This window comes from Paenibacillus sp. SEL3, assembly GCF_054602585.1.
In genome coordinates, this window is record NZ_CM137725.1 from 1,830,531 (window position 1) to 1,857,212 (window position 26,682).

The window sequence follows — 26,682 nt, forward strand, 5'->3', positions numbered from 1 at the left end:
TCCTGATTGGAGTTGCGCAGTTCTTATGACACCCCAAAACATTCTATTTGTTGACGACAGCCCTATGGTTCTGTCCCTGCTTGAACGGACCTTGACGCAAGAAGCATTCACCTTACATACCGCTCACACGCCCAAAGAAGCCCTACAAGTGCTGGAACAGCACCCGATTGATGTGGTCGTTTCCGATCTGCTCATGCCTGGTCTGGATGGGATTACCTTCCTTCGCATGATTAAGAAAGATTATCCACATATCGTACGAATCATTTTGTCTGGTCACCTGCATACGCAGTCCATTTTATCGGCGATTAATCAAGTCGGTGTGTTCCGTTTTTTGACGAAACCGCTGGAGCTGGATGATGATACGCTAAAAAAAATACTGTATGAGGCGCTTGATCAAGCCAAACTCAATCGAAACAGCCTGCATGCAGCAGACCAGAACGTAGCTTCCGACCTGTCAGTATTTATAGACAGCATTTTGAATGCTCCGTACCGACCCTATGTGCTGCTGAATGAACAAGATATCGTAACCGCTGTACACATTGCACTTGCTGAGCTGTATCCTGTTGGGCGCTCACTACGTCATCCTGACGGGGAAGGTATTCAGTTAACCACGCATTCATTATACATACCGTATGAGGAGTCGGAATCTTCCGATCCCGACCTGTACACGCTGGATACGCTGACCCTCGGACATTCATCGTTACGCCTTATCCGCCTTAGCGAGATCGCCTGAGTGACGGGTGCCGCCCTTTAACACGGCGGCTACCCCAATCACAGTTAGGCATACATACATCCACAACATCCCCATCGTCAGCAACGGGTGACGGATATAGTTTTTCAAATTCCCCCACGTATACAGCACCGGACGGAAGAAATACCAACGTTCCAGTGCCTTTCGTAATCCGCCCTCTTCAGATGACATCGTACGATCCATCACTGAAAAGTAGTAGGCTTTTTTACGTAATACATCGTGCAGATACACCTGTTTTTCATCATGATATACCCGTGTAAATACCGCCCGGCGAATGACTCCACCAGACTCTATATAACGTAAGGTCGGCTGTATTTCTTCAAAAGCAATCTGCTCCGCATTAAACCCACCCGTCGATTCGTAAGCGCTCATTCGCCAGAAGCGTGCCGCTTCAATGGAGCGTTTTCCCAAGGTCTCACCCGCATTGTTAATTACATTTCGCTCAAAAACTTTCACTTTTGAAAAAAAATTATTCGCTTCCGAATACGCCTCCTCCGGAACGACCAAAGCGCCAATATCCTGATGATCATCAAAAAAGTCGATGCTCTGCTGAATCAGATGTTCGGCTAAAATCATATCGGAATCCAATACAAATATGTATTCGGCACCCAAGCGTTTCGCTTCCTCAACCGCTCTAACCCTAGCGACTCCCCGCTCCCCATGGGGAAGCTCCAATACCGTTACGGGTACTGCGCTCCCTGTCGACAGCATACGAATCGTCTCGACGGTCCGGTCATTGGAGCCATCATCAGCAATTACAATATGCAGATCCTTGTAATTTTGCCCCATACAGCTTCGCAAACAAGGCTCTATCGTCCGTTCATTGTTGTACGTGGAGAAGAGAATGACCACTTTGTCCACTCTGTTCCGCCTCCTCTATCCAATCTTCCATCAACTGCTCAAACGCAGCAGCCGTATGATCAAAATGGAATCTTAACGCATATTGATACGCCCGCTCACGGATGGCCATGTAATCTTCGCCGCCCTTCGCTGCTCTTTCCATTTGTTCAGATAATCCCCGGATGTCGCCGTGAAAGCATAGATATCCGCTCTTCCCAAAATCCGTTGCATCCACCAGACCCGGTGAATTGCTGACAATGCTGGGCGTTCCAACCGCTGCCGCTTCGGTAATTGTCAACCCCCAACCTTCACGCAAGGAAGGAAACACCAGCGCGTGGGCACGACTCATCAGCTCCAGCTTATGCTCTGCTGAAACAAATCCGTAAAAGGTAATATCAGCTTGCGATTGCCCCTGTTCATCCGGTTCTCCGTATGTTAATCCATACCGTTTCATAATCGGCAACAATTGTTCTGCCACATAGGTTTTATCGGTTTTTCCGGCAATCCATAACATAGCCTGAGGGAACTTTTCCTTGAGCTGCCCAAAGGCCTCAACGACCAGATCAATGCCTTTATATTTGACGAAGCGCCCAGCGTACATGAAGGTCGGATTAGGTTCCTTCGTTAAAAATTGTTCGCGCGGCCAATGATCAAACTCAATGCCTTCCGGTAAAAGATGAACACGATCCGGGTGAAAGCCCAGCTTAAGTAGATCATACCGAGTAGACGGAGATACCGTAAGCGTTCGATCCTTACGAGCCAGCTTAAGCATCAAGGGTTCCATATGAAACCCAATAACATTTAGCGGGAATTTGGCGTTCTCAAACCATATTTCCCTTGTTAGCTGATGTATGAAAAAAATCCGCTTGGATGCCTCCACCCAAAATCGGGTAAAGAATTGATGCGTATTCGCCTGGTTAATCACATAGTCGATCTTCCTTCGATGACGACGGTAATAGCGCATCGCATAATAAATAACACTGTATATGTTTCCTTTTCGAATATACGTAATACCGTCGATAATTTCATGCTCAGGCATCCCCTCAAATTGGGGTGAAAAATGAATGAACTGGAAGCGGCCTTGTTGTGAGCGTTTAAGCATTTCGTGGGTGAAAATTTCTGCTCCTCCGCTTTTAGGTGAACGTATGTCACGCCAGGACAGCAATAGAACTACGGTTTTACCGTCCTGTTCATGTATGGTATTCATGGGGTACATCCCCCTTTATCTTTATTTTGAACAAATGCACATAGGCGTCTATCACAAAGTAGAGAGCCATAGCTCCGTAAACCATGAACTCAGATAGCAAGAAATCTACCGGCTCTGTGTGGGCAATATGAAAGGCTACTAATAAAGCCGCGGCTCCTGCCATCAGACTGAACATAAATTTGCGTCTGCCCACCAATACGTGCACATGCACAAAAAACAGCACGATGGAAAATAACCAGTACACCCATCCCCCCCATGGAATATAGGCCTCGGCCGATTGGTAAGAGGCTCCGAATAATATGGGTATAGAGGATGGGAACACAAAGGTCGTGCCCACATATACACAGATCGCAGCTACAGCCATTAATCCGGCATAGACGGCAATCAACTTGCCCAAAGCTTGGCGGTCATGCCCCTGCGCACCGAGCTTTGGAATAAAGGCAGCAATCAGGCTATACGAAACGTAATAGACCAACTGGCTGTACTTCAGCGCAATGGCATAGCTGCTGGCCTGCTCGGGAAAGTAATGCTGTACATACAACATGTCGATAGAGATACAAAACAAAATGAATAAATTCGTCATAAGGCTATCGGTGAAATCCTGACCCAATGACTTCCATAGCCCAGAAGGGATATGTTCTCCACTGGTTGTGAATAAGGACAAGCCACGAGCCGAAACGATCCAGCCGTGGAGTAGCGACAGCAACATTCCCCCACAGCTCGCCAATAGTAGGGCTTCCAGCTTTAACCCCAGTGCAGCCAGAACAAAAAACAAGCTCAGCTTCCCTATTACTTCAATGTAATAGTTCACATTGAGCGCCAACATGCGTTCCCTACCCTGTAAATCTCCACGGCACGAACTCACCAAAATATGTAGGCCGATCAAGCCATACAGCATGAATAGCGGGGCGGAATCGACGCCTAAAAGCGAGCGCAATAACGGATGAAACATGAGTAAAATGATCATGGCAAGCACAGTTAGCACCAAAGGTGCTTTTAGTAATAGAGAACCGAGCGGTAAGCTACGTAGCGCAAGCATCTTGTCACCCTTGGATACCAGCTTGGCGGTCAATAGCTGGATGGATAAGCCCAAAACGGACAACAGTGCAAAGAGGGCCAGCAGCGCATTCGCTTGACCATAGGCTTGTCCGGTAAGATACCAGCTCGCTGCAATGTGGAAGAAAAAATTAAATCCGTTAAGCAGCACATTAAAGAGAGGAAACATCAACGATCGCAATCGGTTGTTCACGTTGTTATCTCACCCTCCGATCCAGTCGCCAAATATCAATGATAGAGCGTAAAAAACGAATGGAATCTTTCCAGACATGGATGTGCGAGCCATCCCGGTCAATACATTTGACGGGTAATTGCAGCACACGAAGCTGGAGTCGCTTGGCAATAAACATCATTTCTAGATCCAGCGCCAGTCCGAGCTGTTCCTTTAAATGCGGAAACATCCGCTTCACTGCAACCGAACTCATCACTTTAAGCCCAGTCTGGGAATCCACCACACCTGTGGGTAAAAAAGGACGGGAAATAACCCGCTTACCAAAGCTGACAACGGATCGCAATAAAGATCGATTCTCGGCGGTCATATCCTTGGTTCCGATCACGACATCATAATAGCCCTGCTGAACAACATTAATCATTCTGGCAATATCCTCAATAAAAAAGGAGTCGTCCGCGTCCACAAATACGTAGTAATCCGCACCAATGGTCCGCATCCCTTCCAGATACGTCCCTGCCTTACGTGTATTGCGTCCCAATTCCCTTGTTTGAAGCAGCGGACTAAGATTCTGATTAATCCGGTTTACGGATAAGTCCGTTGCTGCCTCCAGCGCTTTAATCAAGGCATGGGTGCCATCGTGGCTGCCATCATCAATGAGATAAATCGAACCTTCAATAATATGGCTACGGATAAAGGCTTGCAGTCGTTCAGCAAAGGTTTTGACATGAACAAAACGTTGCTCTTCGTTATATACAGACAAGATAAATGCAATATGTTGGCTTTTGGTCGAATACTCGGGATAGAGCAAGCTTTGAATTTCCGAAAGTATTTCTTCGGTGTCATTGGCTTGCCAAAATAGCAGCCGCAAACGGCCTACTCCGGTGATTTGCACCATATGCTGATCACTGAACGGAAATGTTACATCCGTCACCAGTAACAATGGCATTTGCGGAAATTGGCTACGGATCTGATTGGCTTTCCGCACCGCTTGCCCCGGCTCCCTATAATCAATCAGGCAGCAACATGCGTTCTCGTAGACTGAAGCTGTCTCCGTGTCCTCGCACTGTATATACTGGTAAAAACAAATCACCTTGGGATAATCAATAGCCCTGTCGTTATCGCTAAAAATGGCTATAGGTCCCTGCACACAAACCTCTCCTTTTCCTCCGAATAGTTCTATTTTGTTGAAAAAGAATTAAAAATGTTTGTTTATAGGGATTAAATTAATGTCCAAATACTTCATATTTTCTTAACAAAATAGCTGACACTCCATGATATATAAGGGAATAAGAGAAGAAAAACTGATTTTTATATTTGATAAAAACAGAGTATTTAGACCTGGTTCACTAGAACCAAAATCCTTAGTATTAGTTTAGCGAATCCATATCGAAGGTTAGTCCTATTAGATCAACAGAAAGAAATGAATATGGTTATTTTGTCATAGAAAGATAGATGAATAAACCAGATTCGCATGTCTATACTATGGACAACATGTCATCTTTCGTCATGAATAATCATGAAAATGAAAAGAAAGAAGGTCTTTCTATGGAAGCTTTTTATGTCAATCGCGATGGGTCATTATCTACTCCATTGCGGGGAAAGGATGTGTTAGCAAATCCCCTTTTGAACAAAGGTGTCGCTTTTACAGAAGAAGAACGCAAAGAACTGGGTTTGGAAGGAATCCTTCCTCCCACCGTCCTTTCATTAGAGAAACAGAGCATACGAGCATATCAGCAATTTCTCGCACAACCTACCATGCTACGTAAAAATGCTTCTCTCAACGACCTCCACAACCGAAATGTCGTCCTCTACTATCGGCTACTAACCGATCATTTGAGTGAAATGCTGCCCGTAGTCTACACGCCGACCGTAGGAACTGCGATTCAAGAATACAGTCACGAGTACAACCGTCCTGGGGGCGTATATTTGTCGATAGATAATCCGAACGGTATTGGACAAGCATTCTATAATTCCGGTTTGAGCGGCGAGGATGTGGACCTGATCGTCGTAACGGATTCCGAAAGTATTTTGGGGATTGGGGACTGGGGTGTCGGGGGGATTAACATTGCTATTGGCAAACTTGCAGTGTATACGGCTGCGGCAGGCATTCATCCCGGGCGGGTGCTGCCCATTGTACTGGATGTAGGTACGAATAATGAAAAGTTGCTGAATGATCCACTGTACATCGGAAACCGCCATAAACGGGTTCGCGGAGAAGCCTATAACCAGTTTATTGATACTTTTATCAGCAAAACGTTAGCGCAATTCCCGAAGGCGCTTTTACATTGGGAAGATGTGGGTAGCGTAAATGCACGCCATATTATAGGAAAATACGGTCAAAGTATACTCACCTTCAACGATGATATACAAGGTACAGGAGCGGTGACCTTGGCTGCAATTCTTTCGGCGGTGGGTGTCACCAAGACTCCGCTGCGTGAGCAAAAGGTACTTGTCTTCGGCCCAGGAGCAGCAGGGGTCGGTAACGCTGACCAAATTCGGGGCGCTATGATCGAGGACGGCCTTTCCGCGGAAGATTCATTCCAGTCCTTTTGGGCCTTTGATTACCGTGGGCTGTTAACGGACGATATGGAAGATGTACTGGAATATCAGAAACCGTATGTACGTAAAAAAGAGGAAGTCAGCTCATGGACGCGGTCGGATGACGGCAAAATACCGCTGCTGGAGGTCATCCGTCAGGTGAAGCCTACCCTATTAATCGGAACTTCTGGAGTAGCAGGTGCCTTTTCTGAAGAGATCATCAAAGAGATGGCGAAGCATGTAGAACGCCCGATCATTATGCCCATGTCCAATCCTACAAATCTTGCAGAAGCTATACCTGAGGATCTAATACGGTGGACCGATGGCAAGGCATTAATTGCTACCGGAAGCCCTTTTGACCCCGTCACTTATAACGGTACGAAATTTGAAATTGGACAGGCGAACAATGCCTTTGTGTTCCCGGGACTGGGTCTGGGTGCGATTGTGGTTAAAGCCAAAAGGATTACCCCTGCGATGTTTACAGCCGCAGCAGATGCCGTTGCCAATGGCGTAGATTCGAATAAGCCTGGCGGTGCGTTGCTCCCTCATATCCAAAAATTACGTGATGTTTCGTACGTTGTTGCGGTTGCGGTAGCGAAAGCAGCGATTCAGGATCAGGTAGCTCAGGCACACATTTCAGATGTTGAACAAGCTATACGGGATGCAATGTGGAAACCGGAATATGTCAAGGTCAAAGCAGTGGAAAGCGTAATACATCACCCTCACTAATGCTCCATTTAGGAAAGGGATTGCCTTGTTCAGACAGGCAGAATACGTCAGTTCAAGCAAGGAGAATCAATCTATGAGTGTCGGACATATCTTGTACATTTTGGTGCCGATTTTTTTCGTTATTATTTTAGGGTGGTTAGCGGGGCATTACAAAAGCTTTGATGCCTCTTCCTCCAAGGCCTTAAATGCGCTCGTTACCAAATTTGCACTGCCTGCGCATCTATTCATCGGTATCACGACAACGGACAGGAAAGCACTCATCGAGCAATGGCCATTCCTGCTGGCACTGTTCATTGGCATTGTCGGCTTTTTTGCCGTTCTCCTTCTACTGTCCCGCTTTGCGGGGAAGCAGTCAGTGAAGGATGCCGCCATGTTTGCTTTGAACTCGGCACAGCCTACCTTTGCTTTTATGGGTATTCCTGTGCTTGGAGCCATCTACGGTTCCGCTGCTGTCGCCATTCCGATTGCGCTTACCGGGATCGTAGTCAATGCCGTCCTTGACCCGGCGGCTACCATTATAGCTACCGTAGCCAGCAGGAATTCAGGCAAAGAACGGAACGGTCACCTCGGAAGGTTAATCTGGGACTCCATTCTTCATGGATTAAAAGAACCGCTGGCGCTGGTTCCACTGATTGGTGTAATTTTGACCTTGTTCGGCTTCCATTCACCGGATTTGTTGAACAAATCGTTGAATCAAATCGGAGACATTACGTCCGGGGCCGCTTTATTCGCTGTCGGAGTGACCATTGGCGTACGCAACATTAGTTTTAGTGTAAGTGCCTTTGCCATCGCACTGTTAAAAACAATTGTACAGCCTTTATTAATGCTGCTGATCGCCTACCTATGCGGTCTGTCGTCTGCAGATACTGTGAAGGCAGTTCTGCTCGTTTCCTTCCCGGGTTCAGCAGTCGCTGCTATGATCGCCACCCGTTTTGAAAGCCTGGAATCAGAAACAGCCTCCTCCTTTGTCATCAGTGCTGTCATATCGCTCGTTACACTCCCAGTACTGATTTCTCTATTGGTATAAATGCTGATTATTTAGACATTGGAGCCTGCCGCGAATTCCTTCGTGTAGACGGAACTGATCTTCTCCAGCGCCTTTTTCCCTCTCGGAAGCGAACTTCAGCTCTGTCGTTTGGCCCTTGACCAGATAGACATGTTTGACATAGCGTATGAACGTATGTACAGTAATAGTCAAAAGAATAGAAGTCCACTAGGGGAGCCGCTATGGCTGAGACAAGAACGTATCTTGGACCCTTTGAACCTGATCTAGTTCGTACTAGCGTAGGAAAGTGGAGCCTTCGTATATAAGGTTTCAAGCGTTTTTTGCGTATTGGGCCTATTGTTGAAGCCGCTCCATTTTTCTGGGGCGGCTTTTTAGCGTTGTTCCGGAATTATATTCTTACAGGACTTCTTGCTCTTCAATTTTATGGAGGTGGCGAAATTGAGTTTTACACAAGAACTCCGTCGGCAGGCGGACGGCATTTTTCAAGCGATTTTTGAGCATCCCTTTGTGAGAGGTATTGCTGAAGGAAGTTTGACAAGGGGACAGCTGATTCACTATGTAAAACAGGACTTTGAATATTTGAACGCCTACATGCGGATATACGGCATCGCAATCTCCAAATGCACGAATCGGGAGGACATGGCTGTATTTAATGAACAAATCTCTTTTATTCTCCACAGCGAGGTTCACCCGCATCAAAATTTCTGTGCTGTCGCAGGGGTGACCTATGAAGAATTGCAGGGATATTCGCTCGCTCCGTCGGCTCATCACTATATCCGGCACATGCTGACGGTTGCGCATGAGGGCAACCTGGGCGAGATCTTGGCTGTGCTGCTGCCATGTATGTGGACGTATGCCGAGATTGGCCGCAGGCTGCTAGATGAAGTAAAGCCGGATAAGTCCCATCCGTTCTATGAATGGATGGGCTTCTATGGAGACCAGCTTGATGATACAACACTCAAGTTCCGAGAACGTGTAGATGCTTGGGCGGAAGGGGCAACGGCTGCTGAGCGGGAGCGGATGATTGAGCATTTTATACTGAGCTGCCAGCTGGAATATAAGTTCTGGGACATGGCTTATAAGCAGGAAGAATGGCCGGTCCAGATGCAGGCAGCGGTCTTGGAATAGTCAGCCTGTCAATTCGATGCGTGAAGTACGGTTAATGTCCTGTTGAACCACCAACTATAGAGAGGATAATCATGATGAGTACATGGGAAAAAAGTTATTCGGATCTCCTAACGAAGGTACAAAATAGCAAACCCCTCGTTCACAATATCACCAATGTGGTAGTCACCAACTTTACCGCCAACGGCCTGTATGCATTGGGAGCCTCCCCAGTGATGGCCTATGCACCCGAGGAAGTAGCAGATATGGCCAAAATAGCAGGCGCCGTCGTGTTAAACATCGGTACGCTGAACCGCGAACTGGTGGATGCCATGATCATTGCTGGACAATCGGCGAATGCACACGGTGTTCCGGTCCTGCTAGACCCGGTCGGTGCGGGAGCAACGAGCTTTAGAACTGAATCGGCACTGCGAATCCTGAGTAAAGTCAAAATCTCATTGGTACGGGGCAACGCAGCCGAAGTTGCCCATCTTGTCGGAGAAGCGCGTGAGATTAAAGGCGTAGATGCTGGTGACAGTGCTGACAGCGGCCATGTCGATCTGGCAATTCGGGCTGCTCGAGCGCTCAATACAATGGTTGTCATCACTGGAAAAGAAGACGTCATCACCGATGGGGCCGAAGCACGAATGATAAGCGGCGGAGACGCGCTGCTCACGAAGGTAACCGGAGCAGGCTGCCTGCTGACCTCTGTGTTAGGTGCCTTTGCAGCTGTTGAACCCAACCTGCTGCTCGCAGGTACAGCAGGCTTGGCATTTTACAGTGCAGCAGCTTCCCGAGCCGCAGCACGTACCGCAGAGCTAGGGCCAGGCAGCTTCCAGATTGCCTTTCTCGACGAGCTCGCCAAACTACATACTGGTTCGCTGGAGGGGCATGTCACTGTCCGTGAAGCCGGAACAACTACAGCAGGTGGTGCGCGATGACAGACACTCGTGTACCCAGAGCACTGACGATTGCCGGCTCGGACAGTGGCGGCGGGGCCGGAATTCAAGCCGATCTCAAAACCTTTCAAGAGCTTGGCGTATACGGCATGTCAGCTATTACGGCCATTACTGTACAGAACACCTTGGGGGTTCACGGCGTATATCCACTGCCACAGGAAGCAACAGCGGAACAGATCGAAGCTGTAGGATCAGATCTTGGAGTGGATGCCCTGAAGACTGGCATGCTGTTTAATGCGGGTATCATCCGTCTTGTGAGCGAGCAGATCCGAAAGTTCGGCTGGAAAAAAGTCGTCGTCGATCCCGTGATGATTGCCAAGGGAGGCGCTGAACTGCTGCAACTGGAGGCGGTGCAGGCTTTGAAGGACGAACTGCTCCCCTTGGCCCTGGTCGTTACACCAAATATTCCGGAGGCGGAAGCCCTGACAGGGATCAGCATCCGTACGATGGAGGATCGCCGCGAGGCTGCAAGACATATTAGCAGTATGGGATCAGAATTCGTTGTGATCAAGGGTGGCCACGCTGACGAGAGCGAGAGCAGCGGACAGATTGTTGACCTGCTCTTTGACGGAACCGCCTTTACAGAGCTGAGCGGCAAGCGAGTACGGACTGTCCATACACACGGAACTGGGTGCACCTTCTCGGCAGCGATTACCGCAGAATTAGGGAAAGGGATGTCTGTACCGGAGGCTATCTCGAATGGCAAAGCCTTCATCCAGGCGGCGATTGAGGAATCTTTGCAGCTTGGACAGGGACATGGGCCCACCAATCATTGGGCCTTCCGTCGTCGTCAGGAGATGCTTCTATGAGCGGCAGAATGTTGCCCGAGGTGATGCGCCGCCAGCTACAGATGTACCTGGTGCTTGGAAGCGTGAATTGCCTCGCGGAACCAGGCTGGGTCGTGCAGGAGGCTCTGGCTGGCGGTGCAACTATGGTCCAGTTCCGGGAAAAGGGCTATGGCGCGTTAACGGGCGTCCCTATGTTCGAACTTGCGCGCCAGCTACAGAACCTGTGCTGCGATGCTGGTGTCCCCTTCATCATCAATGACGATGTGGAGCTGGCTCTTGAACTCGACGCCGACGGTGTTCACATCGGTCAGGATGATGAATCCGCCGAAACCGTCCGCGAGCGAATCGGAAATCGAATTCTAGGCGTCTCTGCCCATACCATTGAGGAAGCACGTCGAGCCATTCTGCAAGGTGCTGATTATCTCGGCGTCGGGCCAATCTATCCTACCCTCTCGAAGGATGATGCCCATGCTGTACATGGGCCAGCAATTTTATATGAGATGCGTAAAGCGGGAATTGATGTGCCGATTGTTGGAATCGGAGGTATTACAGTCGACCGTGTTGAGGAAGTCGCACGTGCAGGTGCAGATGGTGTGGCGGTGATTTCAGCCGTGACACAGACAGAGCAGGTTAGAGGCGCGGTCAAGGAATTAAAGAAAAAGGTAGTGCTAGGCATCAAAAATCGAGAGATGTCCCAAAAATCATTTAATAAAAGATAAAGATGGATCATAGCAAATTGTTTCGATTGACTAAATAATTTCTCGTTTCATACCCAGCAGAAGACGATCTGATTAATCAGATCGTCTTCTTAGGTTGTCGAGACTTTATATAAGACCAGTATTATAACCGATACGATCGTAGAACTGATTATGTTTATGATCTTATTCGGAATTATCCTATTTTTATTTATCTCAAAAGAAACACGATGGCATAAGTCGCTTTTAATTAATACTTATGTTCAGACAGAGTCGTTTCAAAAATAGAAATAATACATTATTCTTCAATTCCGAGCAATTCGGATACTTTTTTTCTGTATCTTGTAGCCTTGCGTGTCCCATGAATGAGATTTGACAATCTGGAAGCTGGAATATGATATGTACTACAAAAAGTTTTCTGATCCATTCTTTTCTCGAGCAGTTTTTGCTTGATCTCCCATCCAAAAGGGGTTACAGAATTTCGATGATTCAACATCACTACCTCCAAGTTTTAGTTTTTGGAATCATGTATTACGCAACATGTAATACACCAGAGCTTAATGATTCGATCTGCATGTTTGGTAATGATTCAACAGGTAATCCAACCTTTTAGATTGCTCAATTACTTTGGGGTGTGTTAAAAATCCATACTTTTTCTGGACTTGGTACAGTTTCCTCCTAGCTCTCTCGACACGAAGTAAAGTCACACCTTGGTTCATCAGTATGATCCCCTCCTCTATGTCACATTTTAGAATAAAAAGACGTTTTTTGGTTTTTCGGATGATGCGCCTAACAAAAAGAGAATATCACAAAAGTTTTCATAAATAAGGGCGTCCCTAAATCTATGCAAAAAACCTCCGTTTCCACTAATAAAGTGGAGCAGAGGCTCTAGTTTCTATTAATAATATTTACATACAGGATCTTAATCCTACATGAATAAAAGGATACTACTACCAATAATAAAACGTTCTTTCTCTTTGCCCTTCGCTCACTAAACTTTCGTACCTCATATGGGCCTTAACATCTGCAAACGCTTTAAACTTCTCAAATAGTCTTATGCACCTAATAAAAAAAGCTTCTTTATTAATGGTTAATGATTTAGATAAAACGTCTAGCAAGTATTTAAAGCCATGCGTGTAGCTACCTCTATTCAAGTAATACTTAGCAAGTTCATATTTAAAAAGCGTTATGTGTTCTGGTACAACTTGATGTGTGTACATATCAGTAGATGCTGGATCAAAAGAATTAAACTCCACTTCAAAACGTGAGAGTACATCATCAACATCTATTGCATATCGGTTAGCCGCTATTATAATGTTCAACAGCATTGAGAGCTTTTCATCTTCGTTAGTAATTAATGTAGCTACAATATATTCAACATAATCTGGAAGCACACTGGTATCCCCAGACAGAAGTTTATTTACAAAGATATTACCTACTGCCCAATGCTCGTACAAGTTGATCCAGTGTCGAGTTTCCTCGTCTGTCTCAATCACCCAATCTAAATTTGCGTAGGCATATGTAAACTGTAAAGCTTGCTGATAATTGCCTTGGGCTTCACATACACTAGCACACAGTAAATCAGCATAGGTAATGTAAACAAATATGGGACGACTTAACCTCATATAAGACTCCTCACTCTTTTGCTTCTTCTGCCGTTGTTTCATAGAATAATAAATTTCCGCTTTATGTCTCATTTTTTGAGCTGTTTCATAAAGCATATCCCACTCGTGTAATGAACGATACACATTCGCTAGATCCTTCAACGCATCAAGTTGATCTATTTCATCCAGACGTTCGACAAAGGGTTCAAATCGAGTAGCCGCCTTGAGATTTCGGATCTGATCGTTCCCCACCTGAATCGTAAACAGACGATACTGACAGATAGCCAAGCGTTCAGAGTGCTGGTACTTCTCGCCTTCCGCAATCCCCTCATAGAGTAACAAAGCAGCATTACGCTGACCTTGTGCGAATAACATTTCTGCCGCATCGAATAGCTTCGGGGAATAAAGGAGGTTGTCCATGATATGGGCCACTACAAGCTGGATCGCATGTAACTTGTCCAGTTCCGCACAGCGAAATAACAACGGCTCAATTCGCCGCCAATCTGGGGAACGCTCAATGATGTAGTTATCTATGTATAGTTCGTAAAAAAAACCTTCTGGTAGTCCCATAGCCCAAGTGATTCGATCTAGCTGATGTATAGCAACAGGACGATGCTTGGCAATCCAATTATTAAGTGTTCTTTGATGAACACCTGAATGTTCGGAAAATTGCGCCAAAGTCAAATTGTTTTGTTTTAAAAAATTCTCAAACTTATCTAAGATCGTAGGTGTATGTCCCAAGTCATAACCACCCTTCACATAAAAACACCAAATTTTTATAATCTCATCTCAAATTATTGTCCAAATTTTAACATACGTCAATGAGCTTTAGTTAATATCCACATTATTAGTACCCCTTAAAAAGGTGAAAATACCACATTAATTCATATATTCATTAGCATTTAAATATTTGTAACAATGGATGGGTGAACACCTCCATCATTTTCATTGAGAAGCTTTGAAACACAACCCTTTCAGAATTCAGGTGGTCGCTCGCTCTACTAATTTGAATTCCAGATGATGTATCGTTTCATCCAGCCCTTCGAGGGCATTTCGAATCATAATGAACGCATTCTCAGCTTGCTTGTCTATCGGGTAATGAATCGTAGTTAAATCAAGCAAATGCGAGATTTCGGTGTTATCAAAGCCTACTACTGCAAAATCACTCGGTACAGAAACACCTAGCCTACGCGCTTCAGTCAAAAGACCTGCTGCCAAATAATCGGTAGAACAGGCGAAGGCGTCCGGCCTGTCTGTTGGTGCTCGTTCTGCCCACCAATGAGCTATTTGTTCACCAGCTTCTATTGAATTTAAATCATAAAAATGCGGGAAGGCCTCAGCGTCCAAATCATATTTTTCGCAAAAGTCATGATAAGCTCGAATGCGTTCTTTTGTATTCAACCCACGCATGCTGCCGTACACATTCACAATTTTCCGATATCCTCGGGTGTACAAATGTTCCAATGCCAGCGTATAGCCCTGATACTGATCCATAAATACAGACGGGATTGCCTCAATGTTTACACGCTGCCAGGTCACAATCGGGCCATATTTTGTATAATGCTCAATCACACTCCACTCATTAACGCGAATCATACAGACCAAGGCGTCCAGTTGCTTTCTCCGCAACATTTCCAGCGCTTCAAGCTCCTGTTCCTTCTCCCCATTGGTAATAAACAGCGCTATATTAAAGCCATGCTCCTGGGCATACATTGTAAATCCGCGCACAAATAAACCCAATGAATCATTAAAAGAAAGTGAAATAATCCCTATGAGCTTGGTCATGCCTTTTTTTAAAGATACCGCATTAAGATTAGGAACATAATCCAGTCGATCTATGACCTCCTGCACACGCTGTCTTGTCGGTTCACTTACGTACGGATGGTTGTTAATGACACGGGACACCGTAGCCGAGGATACCCCCGCCAGCTTTGCAATTTCATGAATATTCGCCATTTTTCTCACCTCGTTCTTTCTATTTTAGCATGTTCGTGGTGTCCGCCCTATAATTGTCACCTTCCCAAAATAAGTTTTTCAAAAGCGCTTGACCTGTAATGCATTACAGGGATTACAGTGAATTTGTGCTTAAGAAAGCGGTTTACAAAACATACTTAGGAGGCACTAACTATGAAAAAAGGCATAAAGATTGCAACCATTGGCGGAGGCTCCAGCTATACACCGGAATTAGTAGAAGGCTTCATCAAACGTTATGCAGAGCTTCCCATTCGGGAATTGTGGCTGGTAGATATTGAGGCAGGTCGTGAAAAACTGGAGATCGTAGGCGCCATGGCCAAACGGATGGTAAAAGCCGCAGGCATTGATTGTGAGATACATTTGACCCTGGATCGCCGGGAAGCGTTGAAGGACGCTGATTTTGTAACGACCCAATTTCGGGTAGGCTTGCTGGAAGCCCGGATTAAGGATGAAAGTATTCCGTTAAAACATGGCATGATCGGTCAGGAAACTAATGGGGCCGGTGGGATGTTCAAAGCTTTTCGTACCATCCCTGTTATCCTCAGTATCGTCGAAGATATGAAAGAACTGTGTCCGAATGCATGGTTAATTAATTTTACCAACCCTGCGGGTATGGTCACCGAAGCCGTGCTTCGTTATGGTCAGTGGGATAAAGTCATCGGATTATGTAATGTTCCAATCGGCGCGATCAAGAGTGCATCGGCTGTGCTGGACAAACCGGAAGAAGAGCTATTCTTTAAATTTGCAGGCATTAACCACCTTCATTGGCACAAAGTTTATGACAAAACAGGGGTCGAATTAACAGAGCAAGTTATTGAAGGACTGTACGCTCCGGGCGCAAAGCCAGAGAAAGTCGTAGAAAATATTAAGAACATGCGCTTTCTGTATGATCAAGTTCGTCAATTGAAAATGCTGCCTTGTCCTTACCATCGGTATTACTATATGACGGATAACATGCTCAAGGAAGAATTAGAGGAAGCCAAAAACGAAGGAACTCGGGGCCAAGTGGTCAAACGTCTGGAAGAAAGTCTGTTTGAATTGTATAAAGATCCGAATCTGGATTACAAACCAGAGGAACTATCCAAACGCGGCGGTGCGCATTACAGCGATGCAGCCTGTGAGATCATTAATTCCATTTATAACAACAAAGGCACATTGATGGTAGTTAGTACACGTAACAATGGGGCGATTGATGATGTTCCTTATGATAGCGCCATCGAAGTGACCAGTGTCATTCGCGCTCATGGTGCCGAACCTGTCAACTTTGGCAAATTCCCACCTGCCCAGCGGGGCTTGCTGCAAGTGATGAAGGCAATGGAAGAGCTGACGATTGAAGCGGCGGTCACCGGTGACTATGCAACAGCACTGCAAGCCTTCACCCTGAATCCGCTCGTACCAAGTGGTGACATTGCTCAAACCGTACTGGATGAATTACTAGAAGCACACAAAGAGCATCTACCTCAATTCTTTGCTCATAAGGAGAAGGCGACGGTATAAAGCTAGCAGCAATCATCCTGCTGGAACACAAAAAAGCTTCCTACATGTAGGAAGCTTTTTGCTATACGTCCCAGGAGTACTTGCTGGGACATTGGTGTTATTGGTTTGTACTTGGCTTGACAATCCGTCATTAAGATTATTGATAACTTTTTTAAAGTATGATCTCCGTTGAAAAAGCAATAACCGCTTTCCCCGTAATTTGAACTAATACGGGTTTTCCCTGTTCCTTTTTCACATGAACATGCATTGTTCCCTCTCTTTTGATTGCCTCACCTTGTAAAATATCAAAATCAAAAGACTGCTCATTCTCATTTTGCAAAATGTTATAGTGTACCAAATAGGCTCCAAGCGGTCCGTTTGCATTTCCTGTCACCGGGTCTTCAGCTATTCCAATTGCAGGAGCAAACATTCTTCCGTGAACCAATATATCCTCTTGTGGATTTAATGTAAAAACATAATATCCATTACATCCAATATGCTTGCTGATTTCTGTAAGCTTCTGCAAATCAGGTTTTAAACTATGTAGTATTTCATTGGAGTAAATCGGAACCATTACCTTAGAATGACCTGTTGAAGATATTGCAACTGGATATTCCATGCAAATATCTTTACAAGAAATACCTAACGCATTTGCAATCTGACTTCTTATTTCATCATTTAAAGGCTCTGATACAGAAGGTTCTCCCTGTGTCATTACAATAGAATAGTCATCTTCATACTTTATAACATCAACAGGCAATATACCTGCTTTTGTTTTTTGAATAATTCTTCCAGTTTCAGCTTTTCTCTCAATTGCATAAATATAATGCGCTGCTACTGTTGCATGACCACAAATTGGAACCTCTGTTGTTGGAGTAAAAAATCTTACTTCAACATCATAATTTGAAGAATCTGTTTCAAAAATAAATGCAGTTTCCGAATTATTTAATTCTCTTGCAATTCTCTGCATCTGCTCATCTGTAAGTCCATTTGCGTTTGGAACAACCCCAGCAGGGTTACCATGAAATCTATTTTTTGTAAATGAGTCTACTTGATATATTCTATATTTTTCCATAATTTCGCCTCTATAAATACTAGTTTGTCTGTCTGTTAAAACTGATATTAACATACTTTTTAGGCAGTTTCACTTAAATTAAAAGATATAATATGGCCCTTTAATGAAAACGAACTGATCCTTATTATAGAATCGCGCTCTTTTATGGACGATTGTTATTAAACTAAAGCCGCAGTTAGCTGAAATGGTCTTCTCAATCCTTATCTAAAAATGGAATAAATCTTTTATGATTATAGATACTTTTAGATTCTGCCACGCCTGTTGAGTAACTCAATTCATAAAACAAGAGGTGCACAGCGTGTAAAAATCGTGTGTATAATTTGTGTAAACAGGTGTATTAATCACACCTTTTTTCTAACGTTTTCTATCGTAACCCCAATAAAAGAAAAAACGCCTCAAACCCTTATATATCAAGGATTTGAAGCATTTTCAATTTCGTTCAAACTTTACATATCTGAACTCTTCGACGTCCCAGGAGGGATTCGAACCCCCGACCGACGGCTTAGAAGGCCGTTGCTCTATCCAGCTGAGCTACTGGGACAAGATGGTGATCAATAAAACCTTATGTATTCAGCGCATTGATTATTATATCACATTTCGGGCAACTGTCAAAATCATTTTTTTATGATATTGGGAAGCTGGCTGCAAAAGGAATCATTTGGACGCTAACGGGGTATTATGTACAAAGAACCATGCATAAAGGAGGGGTTAATCCGTGAGAGGTCTTTTGTCGTCACTTTGTTATTTCAGCATTTTCTTCGCACCTTTTCTAGTGCCTGTCATTGTGTGGATTGCAGTACGGGACGAATATGTTCAGGAACATGCAAAAAAAGCTATTTTATCGCATATTTTCCCCATTATTGCGGCGATTCCGCTAGTGTATTTTATTATAACGGCGAATCATGCAGGTTCAGTGATCGGGTTTGTACTGCTATTCGTAGTGGTCTATCTCGGGGTTTTTGTGTATAACATCTACAAAGGAATTATGACGCTGCGTGAAGCGGCTTAGTTCAAAAGAAGCCTCCTATATTCCGCAAACTTGGCGGGATACAGAGGCTTCTTTAGGGTTATTTTTGATGAGTTGCTGTTCCTATTTAGTTCAATGGCTATGGCTGCTTATTTATTCCCAAAGCGTTTAGGGCTTCTACGTACCTCATGTCTTACGTTTTTCTCCAGCACTTCTTCTGCAAACTCATTGTTATGAATATAACTGCTGCCTTTATTTTTCTTATAATTCGCTTTGCCGTCTATGATTTCCCCCTCCTTTCACGCTGATCCGGCGATGGCGCCGGGGCCCAAATCAACAAAAGCCGAGGCATAGCACACCATATCCTCATGCCCCGAACTCCTTGGCGAACTCTGTACTGAGTTGCCCATAGGAGAGCAATTCTTTTTTGAACTTCTCTCGCTCCTCACCAGCAGTAATGTGTGTAGAATCGGTAAAAGCCTTGTCTGTCACTTCCTCAAATGCCGAATGCAGGTTATTGTCGTACCAATCCAGCTCCAGATCGGCGTCATTGCGGATGATCCGTACCATGTCATAGTCATGCTGACCATCCGTCTGATCCTTGGCCGTGATATAGACCAGCAGTTCCGGGTCATCCGCGGCACCAGGCCGCACCTCTACCTCAGCGCAACGCACTCCGTCAAGTTCAGTGAAGCGGCGGATTTTGGCATCCTTGATGTAGTACATGGTCTTCCTCCTTCCTTGCGAGTAGACGGGTTGCCCCATCAGTAGTTTTCGGAACGGACAGACATTTTATGCTTCTTTTCGGCATATATACTGTTGAACTGGGGATTTAGTTTTTGATTCATTCCAACACTGGATGAACACGATAAAGAGAGGATGAACAGACATGTGCGGAATTACAGGTTTCATACAGTGGAACGGAGACTTAATGCATCAATCTGAGCTGCTGCTGAATATGACACAAACGCTCTCCGATCGCGGACCAGATGCTGCGGGTACCTGGATATCCAATCCGTGTGCCTTCGGACACCGAAGACTGAGCGTTATGGACCCGGAAAATGGCGCTCAACCCATGATCCGGCAGCTGGAGGATATCACTTATACGATTGTATATAACGGGGAAATATATAACGCGCCTGAGTTGAAAAAAGAGCTGCAACAGCGCGGGCATTTTTTCCGTACACAATGCGACACGGAGGTGCTGCTCGAATCCTATATCGAATGGGGCCCCGAATGTGTGAATCGGTTAAACGGCATTTTTGCGTTTGCGGTCTGGGATAGTGAGCGGGAGCAGGTGTTTCTGGCACGGGATCGGCTGGGAGTGAAGCCGCTATTTTATAGCCAGACCGAAGAAGTATTCGTATTTGGCTCAGAACCCAAAGCACTGCTTCAGCATCCAGCGGTAGAAGCAGCAGTGGACGCTGAGGGATTGGCCGAAATCTTTATCATCGGTCCTGCACGTACCCCCGGACACGGCGTCTATTCGTCTATGAAGGAGCTACGCCCCGGGCATACGCTGACTTACAGCCGCGACGGCGTGCGCATTCAAGCCTACTGGACACTGGAAAGCATTGCGCATGAGGATAACACCGAAGAAACGGCGCTTAAGGTACGAGAACTGTTGCTGGATACGGTGGAGCGGCAGCTCATTTCGGATGTTCCGGTGTGCACCTTATTGTCTGGCGGGCTGGATTCAAGCGCTCTATCCGCATTAGCTGTCGATTATTACAAACGTACCAGGCAGGGACAAGTTCATACGTATTCGGTCGATTATGTGGATAACGACAAGCATTTTAAAGCCCATGCGTTTCAACCCGGAGCCGATGCCCCCTGGATTCAGCGGATGGTGGATGAATTAGGGACAAATCATCACTGGATTGAATTCGATACGCCAGAAGTCGTAGCAGCTCTGAACAACTCCACGCTAACGCGGGATTTACCCGGAATGGCGGACGTGGATTCGTCGCTGTATCTCTTTTGCCGGGAGATTAAAAAAGGGGCTACGGTCGCTATTTCCGGCGAGGCTGCGGATGAAGTTTTTGGCGGATATCCATGGTTCCACCGGGAGGATATGCTGAATTCGGGTACATTCCCGTGGGCAGTTGCTCCTGACATGAGAGCCAGTCTGTTGTCTCCCGAAGTGCGGGACTGGATCAAGCCGCTGGAGTATTTGAACGACCGCTACTCCGAAGCGGTAGGAGAAGTGCCGAAGCTACCAGGAGAAACAGGAAAAGCTGCGCAAATGCGCGTTATGTCCTATTTGAACATCACCCGCTTTATGCCTACTCTACTGGACCGCAAGGATCGGATGAGTATGGGAGCCGGACTCGAAGTGCGGGTACCGTATTGCGATCATCGATTGGTGCAATATGTATGGAACATTCCGTGGAGCATTAAGATGACAGGCGGACGTGAAAAAGGTATTTTGCGCAAGGCGCTTGAGGGTGTACTGCCGGATGATGTGCTGTATCGCAAAAAAAGCCCATATCCAAAAACGCATAACCCTTCCTACCTTGAGGCTGTGAAAAAGCAGGCGCTGCAGCTGCTGGATGACTCCTCTTCCCCACTGCTCAAGCTGATTGATGCGCAAAAGGTACGCGATATTGCCGCCTCACCGGAGGCATCCACCAATCTGCCTTGGTTTGGTCAACTGATGTCGGGTCCGCAGTTGTTTGCCTATTTGGCCCAAGTGGATAACTGGTTGCGCACTTACAAGGTAGCTATTCGATAAGCTAAAAATACCAAAAAGGCTATCCGCAGCTCATGACTGACGGATAGCCTTTTTTCGTTATGTGAATGGGGGATGATTTCGCCCCTGCTACCAAGCTATGCCTGTGGATTACCCAGCTTTGTTGCCAAATTACGCAGAGCTATCCCTCGGTGACTGATAGCCTGCTTTTGTTCCAACGTCAGCTCGGCCATTGTCTTCTCAAACTCTGGCAAATAAAACAGCGGATCATACCCAAACCCACCGCTGCCGGCGGTTTCAGTAGTAATCCAGCCTTCCACGGAACCTGTCGATTCCAGCGTCTCGCCAGTCTGCGGATTATACAGAATCAAGGTACAGACGAATTGAGCCGGGCTTAGCAAAGGCTGTCCCGTATCATCACCCAGCTGCTTCGATTCCAGAACGTCGAGCAGCTTGATATTGTTTTCGTGATCGCTGGCACCTTCTCCAGCATAACGGGCAGAGTATACCCCCGGTGCACCGTCCAGCAAGTCCACGCAGAGGCCTGAATCATCGGCCAGCACGGGCAATCCGAGCACATCTCCAACCGCTTTTGCTTTTTTCAGTGCATTTTCGGCAAAGGTTTTGCCATCTTCAACGACATCAGGAATGTCGGGATAATCGTACATGCTTCTGACTTCCTTGCCAAACGGCGCAAAAGCATGCGCAAATTCCCGCACTTTTCCTTTATTTTTCGTAGCGACAATGACGACCGGGCCATCCAGCTGCATTAGGCGCCAGCTCCTGTACGTCCAGCACCGATCTTATCAGCAATCGGTCCAAGTACTTCTTTTTGGCGCTCAATCATTTGCAGAATCCCTTGTTCGCCCAAGCTAAGCAGTTGATCCAACTCGTTACGGTCAAATGGGCTTTCTTCACCTGTACCTTGCAGCTCGACATATTTTCCACTGCCAGTCATGACAAGATTCATGTCCACTTTGGCCTTGGAATCCTCTTCATAGTTCAGATCCAGCAACGCTTTTTCACCTACAACCCCTACGCTGACGGAAGCCAGAAAATCGGTAATCGGAAAAACAGGCAGCTTGTGCTGGGTAGCAATTTTATTGACCGCAATCGCCAACGCTACGAAAGAACCGGTAATTGAGGTTGTACGTGTTCCGCCGTCCGCCTGAATGACATCACAATCCAACGTAATCGTCCGTTCACCAAGCGCCTGCAAATTGACCACCGAACGCAATGCTCTTCCAATCAGACGCTGAATTTCCATGGTACGGCCTGTCAGCTTGCCACGCGCAGCTTCACGCTGATTACGGCTATGAGTCGCACGCGGAAGCATGGAATACTCTGCGGTTACCCAGCCTTTTCCTTGTCCCTTCATAAAGGGGGGGACGCGTTCTTCTACAGTAGCCGTGCAAATGACTTTCGTCTCGCCAACCTCTATAAAAACAGAGCCCTCCGCGTATTTATTTACTCCTGCTGTCAATTTCATCGGGCGCAGCTCATCACCGTTTCGTCCGTTAGATCTACTCATGCTTTTTCCTCCTACGTCGTATGCAACCTGTTCTTATATGTTTATTTTACCAAAGTGTGCAGGCAAAAGCACCCCAAGGACGATTCCCGCCCTTAAAGAGGTTGTTCAAAAAGTCGTCTTTCCATGACGAAGCTAATCAAGAAGCGGATTCAACGTCGAATCTTGAATTCAGCCGGGCCTTCCGTTGCTCACGTAGATCTGTCTACGCTCCGCTACTCAGTCCCTAGCTTCATCCAATCTTCTCGGTCCTGAAAAGCCGACTTTTGAACACGCCCTTAAAGAGGGATTTCGTTAATATGCTGCGGCTTGGCTACAGGCTCTCCATAATTTTGATTATTTTGTCCAATCACGCTTTTTTCACCATTCAGTTCAATCCGAATTTTTGTTTTGACTGCATCATCTGAATTGTCTGCCGCTGTCAGCACAACCGATTCCAAAAATTCAGCAGGCACTGCTTCTCCCTTAGCGAACATATCATCCGAGAGCGATACCGTAATGACGTTGTCTTTGGAGCGTTCTACCGATTTCAGTGCCGTCTCTCCTGTCATCACTTCTTGTAACCCATCTTTGGTCTGCGGCCCTTGAATCAATTGATGCAGTGCTGACTGGACACGATCTTTTTCAGGGCTGACCAACCGTGTTACAGGTACATAGTATTGAACTCCAGCAGGAGAAGATGAAGAGAAATACACAGTGACTGGACTAGAATCCAGTGGTGTTACGCCATGACCAATCTCCAAGTTAATACCTACTGCACGTGTCAACGGATGATCCAGCGGTGTGCCGCCAACAGGCATTTCGTTCAGCTTTTTGCCCTCCACCCAGATCTGTACGCTCTCAATATCAGGACGGTCGGTCAGGGTCCAGGTCAAGCTCTCCATTAATTTTCGTTCATCCTGTGGCTTATAGTTGGCGAAAGATTTGTTGAATTCGACAACAGCCAGCTTGTTGTTCTTGTCCACTGTCACACTTTTCACTTCCGTGCCTTGGGGAATTACACCTTTAAATCCCTCTGGCAATAATCCGGCATACGGCCCCCCCTCAACCAGGGCTTCCAGCGCCGACTTGGCATCTGCCTGTACATCCCCTGTAGCCATCGGTAAAGATACCGGGGCCAGCAAACCGTTATGATCTTGCAAAAAAACAGCCCTCAGTTGCCCTGTACTGGCAGGTGCTTTTCCGGTTACAGCCTTAATCATGGACTGCTCTGTCGTGGACGGCGGGGGGTCAATGGATGCCGATTCGTTGCCGAAAAGGCTGCAGCCTGACAACAACAGGGGTAGGGATAGCAGTCCAGCTACAGAGGTCATACGCCATGGGTGTTTTATATTCATAAGTGAAGTTCCTCCCTAACAATTTTGTACAGATTGTACTAATATGTATACAAGCCTCGCGTAAAAAATAACTACTTTTTCAGCAGACTGGACACACTGGTCATAATTGCAGTAGAAATCAGGATCTATACGAGGAGGGTAACTTCAATTTTATGGACAAGAAAAAAGTACCTTACAGCCTGAACAGTAAAAAGGTAGCTGATGCCACCCGCGAGTGGCTGCACAAGCGTGGCGTTAACATGACTGAAATCGCAGAACTGGTCATGCTTTTACAGAAAAAATATTACCCAACCCTAACGATGGAAGAATGTATGGAGAATGTGGACAAGGTACTGATGAAGCGCGAGGTTCAAAATGCCGTGCTCACGGGCATCCAACTGGATATCCTTGCAGAACAGGGCGCTCTTCTTCCCCCATTGCAGGATATGATTGAAAATGATGAGGGATTATACGGGGTGGATGAAATTCTGGCCTTTTCCATTGTAAATGTGTACGGCAGCATTGGATTCACCAATTACGGTTATGTCGATAAACTCAAACCAGGTGTGCTGGAACGCCTGAATGATAAAAGCCTCGGGCCGATCCATACGTTCCTGGACGACATTGTGGGCGCTATCGCAGCTTCGGCCAGCAGCCGTATCGCCCATCGCAAACAGGCAGAGCGTGAGCAGGAGCTTGGGGAAGAAAGCGCACCGAATACAACACGTTAAACAACATGCTAAATAACAAACAACGCGTGGGAATATAACAGATATATAAGGGTTAGAGGAGAACTAGACATGGCAAACATTACTGAAGGGTATGCATTCCGTACGATGCAGGCTAATGATTATGATCAAGCCATTGAGCTGTGGAATGGCTTAGACGGATTGGGATTAAGCGAGGCCGACTCACCGGAGCGAATTGCACGCTTTTTACAACGGAACGAAGGACTTAGCTTTGTCTGTGAGTACAACGGAAACATCATAGGCACGATTTTAGCGGGCCACGATAGTCGCAGGGGGTTTCTGTATCATCTGGGTGTAGCTGCAGCACATCGTGGTCAAGGGATCGCGCCCAGATTGGTGGATAAAGCGTTATCTGCTTTGCTGAGAGAAGGCATTGATAAATGTCATCTGTTTGTGATGGAGCATAACGCAGGGGGTCAACGCTTCTGGTCAGCTAATGGCTGGGAGAAACGGGATGGAATTTTACTATATTCCCGAGGACTAGAATAGGATCTAAGCGCTTGATCTATACAAATAGGAACACCGGGTCTGATTCAAGTCGAGCTATAAACGATCAGACCCGGTGCATAATACTCACAGCTTATTCATTGCCATTCTAACATTTCAAGCTCAGATTACCTTCATTCATAAATTACAATCCATTTTGTGGACGCAGTGCACGTTCTACAATTCCCAGCGTGGATTGACGAGAGAAGAACCGGGACACCTGAGCTACCCAATAGTTTTGGCGACCGGAAATGATGTGACTACGTCCCTTTTCAAATGCTCTCAACGCGTTCTTCACAACGGTTTGGGGAGTTTCCCTAATTCCAATTGACGCTTCACTTGCGCCAACAATATCAAAAAACGGCGTTTCTGTTGAGCCTGGACAAAGGGCCAAAACTTTAAGCCCCCGTTTCCGATTTTCGGCCCATAGCGCTTCAGTAAAAGAAAGCACAAATGCTTTGGTTGCTCCATATACGGCCATATAAGGATCGGGCTGAAATGCGGCTGTGGAAGAAACATTGATGAGCCCCCCATCCCGCTTACGCAATAAATCAGGCATAAATGCATGTGTGATGTCGACTAAAGCAGCCACATTGAGCATCACTTCCTCATGCTGTCGTTCTCCTGAAACCTGCTCAAAGTATCCATAGGTGGCAAAACCCGCGTTGTTAATCAGGAGATCTACCTTTAGCTGTTGTTTTTGAACCTCCTGATGCAATGTCTGGGATGCTCCGGGTGTGGAAAGATCCAGCGCAATCACTGTTGCTTTTACGTTATATTTAGCTATGAGCTCCTTGGCCAGCGCTTCTAATTTGGTTTCATTCCGAGCTACCAAAATGAGGTCACATTTCTTAGCTGCGAGCGAATAGGCAAATGCCTCGCCAATACCGGATGATGCCCCTGTGATCAGAGCTGTTTTGTTTGCGTACATAAACATGATGATAACCTCCACAGTATCGTTGTTTTATTC

At 46.2% G+C, this 26,682-nt stretch carries 26 protein-coding genes, 1 tRNA gene and 1 riboswitch; of the genes, 12 read left to right on the forward strand and 15 right to left on the reverse strand.

Annotated features, from left to right (window positions below; genetic code table 11):
• The first annotated feature begins 25 nt into the window (after nt 1-25).
• Nucleotides 26-733 carry a response regulator gene (locus tag ACYCS5_RS08520; protein WP_069011050.1) on the forward strand — a complete coding sequence of 236 codons (708 nt, stop codon included), beginning with the start codon at nt 26-28 and terminating at the stop codon, nt 731-733.
• Here the strand turns inward: ACYCS5_RS08520 and ACYCS5_RS08525 are convergent.
• The 4 genes from ACYCS5_RS08525 to ACYCS5_RS08540 are packed head-to-tail and all read right to left on the reverse strand — an operon-like array spanning nt 701 to nt 5,173.
• Nucleotides 701-1,612, reverse strand: a complete 912-nt coding sequence (locus tag ACYCS5_RS08525) for a glycosyltransferase family 2 protein (protein WP_459760929.1) — start codon at nt 1,610-1,612, stop codon at nt 701-703. The genes ACYCS5_RS08520 and ACYCS5_RS08525 overlap by 33 nt on opposite strands.
• Entirely contained in the window at nt 1,572-2,798 is a 1,227-nt protein-coding gene (locus ACYCS5_RS08530; RefSeq protein WP_029518375.1) for a glycosyltransferase family 4 protein, read from the reverse strand. The genes ACYCS5_RS08525 and ACYCS5_RS08530 overlap by 41 nt, the downstream gene beginning before the upstream one ends.
• Nucleotides 2,782-4,047, reverse strand: coding sequence for a polysaccharide biosynthesis protein (locus ACYCS5_RS08535; protein ID WP_459760930.1), 1,266 nt, complete (start codon nt 4,045-4,047; stop codon nt 2,782-2,784). Before ACYCS5_RS08535 ends, ACYCS5_RS08530 begins: the two co-directional genes overlap by 17 nt.
• 4 nt (nt 4,048-4,051) lie before the next feature.
• Complete coding sequence (locus tag ACYCS5_RS08540; RefSeq protein WP_459760931.1) at nt 4,052-5,173, reverse strand: glycosyltransferase; 1,122 nt, start codon at nt 5,171-5,173, stop codon at nt 4,052-4,054.
• A 398-nt stretch (nt 5,174-5,571) separates the two neighbouring features.
• Here ACYCS5_RS08540 and ACYCS5_RS08545 point away from each other — a divergent pair, with 398 nt between their 5' ends.
• From ACYCS5_RS08545 to thiE, 6 genes are all read left to right on the forward strand, one after another.
• Nucleotides 5,572-7,293, forward strand: coding sequence for an NAD-dependent malic enzyme (locus ACYCS5_RS08545; protein WP_459761300.1), 1,722 nt, complete (start codon nt 5,572-5,574; stop codon nt 7,291-7,293).
• A gap of 73 nt (nt 7,294-7,366) precedes the next feature.
• A complete protein-coding gene (locus ACYCS5_RS08550) occupies nt 7,367-8,320 on the forward strand; it encodes an AEC family transporter (RefSeq protein ID WP_459760932.1) in 954 nt (317 codons plus the stop codon).
• A 178-nt stretch (nt 8,321-8,498) separates the two neighbouring features.
• Nucleotides 8,499-8,601, forward strand: a riboswitch (TPP riboswitch).
• A gap of 136 nt (nt 8,602-8,737) precedes the next feature.
• Nucleotides 8,738-9,427 carry a thiaminase II gene (gene tenA / locus ACYCS5_RS08555; RefSeq protein ID WP_459760933.1) on the forward strand — a complete coding sequence of 230 codons (690 nt, stop codon included), beginning with the start codon at nt 8,738-8,740 and terminating at the stop codon, nt 9,425-9,427.
• A 74-nt stretch (nt 9,428-9,501) separates the two neighbouring features.
• Nucleotides 9,502-10,344, forward strand: coding sequence for a hydroxyethylthiazole kinase (thiM, locus tag ACYCS5_RS08560; RefSeq protein WP_459761301.1), 843 nt, complete (start codon nt 9,502-9,504; stop codon nt 10,342-10,344).
• Nucleotides 10,341-11,171 carry a bifunctional hydroxymethylpyrimidine kinase/phosphomethylpyrimidine kinase gene (gene thiD / locus ACYCS5_RS08565; protein ID WP_459760934.1) on the forward strand — a complete coding sequence of 277 codons (831 nt, stop codon included), beginning with the start codon at nt 10,341-10,343 and terminating at the stop codon, nt 11,169-11,171. The genes thiM and thiD overlap by 4 nt, the downstream gene beginning before the upstream one ends.
• A complete protein-coding gene (thiE, locus tag ACYCS5_RS08570; RefSeq protein ID WP_459760935.1) occupies nt 11,168-11,869 on the forward strand; it encodes a thiamine phosphate synthase in 702 nt (233 codons plus the stop codon). The genes thiD and thiE overlap by 4 nt, the downstream gene beginning before the upstream one ends.
• 274 nt (nt 11,870-12,143) lie before the next feature.
• Here the strand turns inward: thiE and ACYCS5_RS08575 are convergent, their stop codons facing one another.
• The 4 genes from ACYCS5_RS08575 to ACYCS5_RS08590 form a co-directional block, all read right to left on the reverse strand.
• Nucleotides 12,144-12,338: an XRE family transcriptional regulator gene (locus ACYCS5_RS08575; RefSeq protein ID WP_459760936.1), complete on the reverse strand. Its 195-nt coding sequence runs from the start codon at nt 12,336-12,338 to the stop codon at nt 12,144-12,146.
• A 64-nt stretch (nt 12,339-12,402) separates the two neighbouring features.
• Complete coding sequence (locus tag ACYCS5_RS08580) at nt 12,403-12,564, reverse strand: aspartyl-phosphate phosphatase Spo0E family protein (RefSeq protein WP_176715706.1); 162 nt, start codon at nt 12,562-12,564, stop codon at nt 12,403-12,405.
• 231 nt (nt 12,565-12,795) lie between these two features.
• Entirely contained in the window at nt 12,796-14,190 is a 1,395-nt protein-coding gene (locus ACYCS5_RS08585) for a helix-turn-helix domain-containing protein (RefSeq protein ID WP_165148732.1), read from the reverse strand.
• A gap of 240 nt (nt 14,191-14,430) precedes the next feature.
• The gene (locus ACYCS5_RS08590) at nt 14,431-15,405 is read right to left on the reverse strand and encodes a LacI family DNA-binding transcriptional regulator (RefSeq protein ID WP_165148729.1); all 975 of its coding nucleotides are present in this window, start codon (nt 15,403-15,405) and stop codon (nt 14,431-14,433) included.
• A 171-nt stretch (nt 15,406-15,576) separates the two neighbouring features.
• On the opposite strand from ACYCS5_RS08590, the gene ACYCS5_RS08595 reads away from it, so the two are divergent.
• Nucleotides 15,577-16,920, forward strand: coding sequence for a 6-phospho-beta-glucosidase (locus ACYCS5_RS08595; RefSeq protein WP_165148727.1), 1,344 nt, complete (start codon nt 15,577-15,579; stop codon nt 16,918-16,920).
• A gap of 151 nt (nt 16,921-17,071) precedes the next feature.
• On the opposite strand, the gene ACYCS5_RS08600 is transcribed toward ACYCS5_RS08595, so the two are convergent.
• The gene (locus tag ACYCS5_RS08600; RefSeq protein ID WP_459760937.1) at nt 17,072-17,974 is read right to left on the reverse strand and encodes a PhzF family isomerase; all 903 of its coding nucleotides are present in this window, start codon (nt 17,972-17,974) and stop codon (nt 17,072-17,074) included.
• Nucleotides 17,975-18,441: 467 nt separating this feature from the next.
• Nucleotides 18,442-18,515 (reverse strand) — tRNA-Arg (locus tag ACYCS5_RS08605).
• Between the two features lie 174 nt (nt 18,516-18,689).
• Between ACYCS5_RS08605 and ACYCS5_RS08610 the strand changes: the two genes are divergently transcribed.
• A complete protein-coding gene (locus tag ACYCS5_RS08610; protein WP_134903061.1) occupies nt 18,690-18,983 on the forward strand; it encodes a DUF4870 domain-containing protein in 294 nt (97 codons plus the stop codon).
• Nucleotides 18,984-19,307: 324 nt separating this feature from the next.
• Here the strand turns inward: ACYCS5_RS08610 and ACYCS5_RS08615 are convergent, their stop codons facing one another.
• Nucleotides 19,308-19,667: a hypothetical protein gene (locus ACYCS5_RS08615; RefSeq protein ID WP_013311672.1), complete on the reverse strand. Its 360-nt coding sequence runs from the start codon at nt 19,665-19,667 to the stop codon at nt 19,308-19,310.
• Between the two features lie 163 nt (nt 19,668-19,830).
• On the opposite strand from ACYCS5_RS08615, the gene asnB reads away from it, so the two are divergent.
• Nucleotides 19,831-21,675, forward strand: coding sequence for an asparagine synthase (glutamine-hydrolyzing) (gene asnB, locus ACYCS5_RS08620; protein WP_165148724.1), 1,845 nt, complete (start codon nt 19,831-19,833; stop codon nt 21,673-21,675).
• 95 nt (nt 21,676-21,770) lie between these two features.
• Here asnB and ACYCS5_RS08625 read toward each other — a convergent pair whose 3' ends face one another.
• The 3 genes from ACYCS5_RS08625 to ACYCS5_RS08635 form a co-directional block, all read right to left on the reverse strand.
• The gene (locus ACYCS5_RS08625; RefSeq protein WP_165148721.1) at nt 21,771-22,403 is read right to left on the reverse strand and encodes an XTP/dITP diphosphatase; all 633 of its coding nucleotides are present in this window, start codon (nt 22,401-22,403) and stop codon (nt 21,771-21,773) included.
• Complete coding sequence (rph, locus tag ACYCS5_RS08630; RefSeq protein ID WP_013311675.1) at nt 22,403-23,164, reverse strand: ribonuclease PH; 762 nt, start codon at nt 23,162-23,164, stop codon at nt 22,403-22,405. The genes ACYCS5_RS08625 and rph overlap by 1 nt, the downstream gene beginning before the upstream one ends.
• A gap of 275 nt (nt 23,165-23,439) precedes the next feature.
• Nucleotides 23,440-24,498 carry a GerMN domain-containing protein gene (locus tag ACYCS5_RS08635; protein ID WP_069011038.1) on the reverse strand — a complete coding sequence of 353 codons (1,059 nt, stop codon included), beginning with the start codon at nt 24,496-24,498 and terminating at the stop codon, nt 23,440-23,442.
• A 152-nt stretch (nt 24,499-24,650) separates the two neighbouring features.
• Here ACYCS5_RS08635 and ACYCS5_RS08640 point away from each other — a divergent pair, with 152 nt between their 5' ends.
• Both ACYCS5_RS08640 and ACYCS5_RS08645 read left to right on the forward strand, forming a co-directional pair.
• Nucleotides 24,651-25,208 (forward strand): phosphatidylglycerophosphatase A family protein, encoded by a 558-nt coding sequence (locus ACYCS5_RS08640; RefSeq protein WP_069011037.1) that lies wholly within the window; start codon nt 24,651-24,653, stop codon nt 25,206-25,208.
• Nucleotides 25,209-25,277: 69 nt separating this feature from the next.
• Nucleotides 25,278-25,715 carry a GNAT family N-acetyltransferase gene (locus ACYCS5_RS08645; RefSeq protein ID WP_069011036.1) on the forward strand — a complete coding sequence of 146 codons (438 nt, stop codon included), beginning with the start codon at nt 25,278-25,280 and terminating at the stop codon, nt 25,713-25,715.
• A 142-nt stretch (nt 25,716-25,857) separates the two neighbouring features.
• Here ACYCS5_RS08645 and ACYCS5_RS08650 read toward each other — a convergent pair whose 3' ends face one another.
• Entirely contained in the window at nt 25,858-26,649 is a 792-nt protein-coding gene (locus ACYCS5_RS08650; RefSeq protein ID WP_165148718.1) for an SDR family NAD(P)-dependent oxidoreductase, read from the reverse strand.
• Nucleotides 26,650-26,682: the final 33 nt, after the last annotated feature.

Excerpts from the sequence above, each read along its gene's own strand:
- ACYCS5_RS08520 (WP_069011050.1), top strand. The coding sequence starts at position 26 with ATGACACCCCAAAACATTCTATTTGTTGACGACAGCCCTATGGTTCTG.
- ACYCS5_RS08530 (WP_029518375.1), bottom strand. The coding sequence starts at position 2,798 with ATGAATACCATACATGAACAGGACGGTAAAACCGTAGTTCTATTGCTG.
- ACYCS5_RS08545 (WP_459761300.1), top strand. The coding sequence starts at position 5,572 with ATGGAAGCTTTTTATGTCAATCGCGATGGGTCATTATCTACTCCATTG.
- ACYCS5_RS08550 (WP_459760932.1), top strand. The coding sequence starts at position 7,367 with ATGAGTGTCGGACATATCTTGTACATTTTGGTGCCGATTTTTTTCGTT.
- thiM (WP_459761301.1), top strand. The coding sequence starts at position 9,502 with ATGAGTACATGGGAAAAAAGTTATTCGGATCTCCTAACGAAGGTACAA.
- thiD (WP_459760934.1), top strand. The coding sequence starts at position 10,341 with ATGACAGACACTCGTGTACCCAGAGCACTGACGATTGCCGGCTCGGAC.
- thiE (WP_459760935.1), top strand. The coding sequence starts at position 11,168 with ATGAGCGGCAGAATGTTGCCCGAGGTGATGCGCCGCCAGCTACAGATG.
- ACYCS5_RS08580 (WP_176715706.1), bottom strand. The coding sequence starts at position 12,564 with ATGAACCAAGGTGTGACTTTACTTCGTGTCGAGAGAGCTAGGAGGAAA.
- ACYCS5_RS08590 (WP_165148729.1), bottom strand. The coding sequence starts at position 15,405 with ATGGCGAATATTCATGAAATTGCAAAGCTGGCGGGGGTATCCTCGGCT.
- ACYCS5_RS08595 (WP_165148727.1), top strand. The coding sequence starts at position 15,577 with ATGAAAAAAGGCATAAAGATTGCAACCATTGGCGGAGGCTCCAGCTAT.
- ACYCS5_RS08600 (WP_459760937.1), bottom strand. The coding sequence starts at position 17,974 with ATGGAAAAATATAGAATATATCAAGTAGACTCATTTACAAAAAATAGA.
- ACYCS5_RS08615 (WP_013311672.1), bottom strand. The coding sequence starts at position 19,667 with ATGTACTACATCAAGGATGCCAAAATCCGCCGCTTCACTGAACTTGAC.
- asnB (WP_165148724.1), top strand. The coding sequence starts at position 19,831 with ATGTGCGGAATTACAGGTTTCATACAGTGGAACGGAGACTTAATGCAT.
- ACYCS5_RS08625 (WP_165148721.1), bottom strand. The coding sequence starts at position 22,403 with ATGCAGCTGGATGGCCCGGTCGTCATTGTCGCTACGAAAAATAAAGGA.
- rph (WP_013311675.1), bottom strand. The coding sequence starts at position 23,164 with ATGAGTAGATCTAACGGACGAAACGGTGATGAGCTGCGCCCGATGAAA.
- ACYCS5_RS08635 (WP_069011038.1), bottom strand. The coding sequence starts at position 24,498 with ATGAATATAAAACACCCATGGCGTATGACCTCTGTAGCTGGACTGCTA.
- ACYCS5_RS08640 (WP_069011037.1), top strand. The coding sequence starts at position 24,651 with ATGGACAAGAAAAAAGTACCTTACAGCCTGAACAGTAAAAAGGTAGCT.
- ACYCS5_RS08645 (WP_069011036.1), top strand. The coding sequence starts at position 25,278 with ATGGCAAACATTACTGAAGGGTATGCATTCCGTACGATGCAGGCTAAT.
- ACYCS5_RS08650 (WP_165148718.1), bottom strand. The coding sequence starts at position 26,649 with ATGTTTATGTACGCAAACAAAACAGCTCTGATCACAGGGGCATCATCC.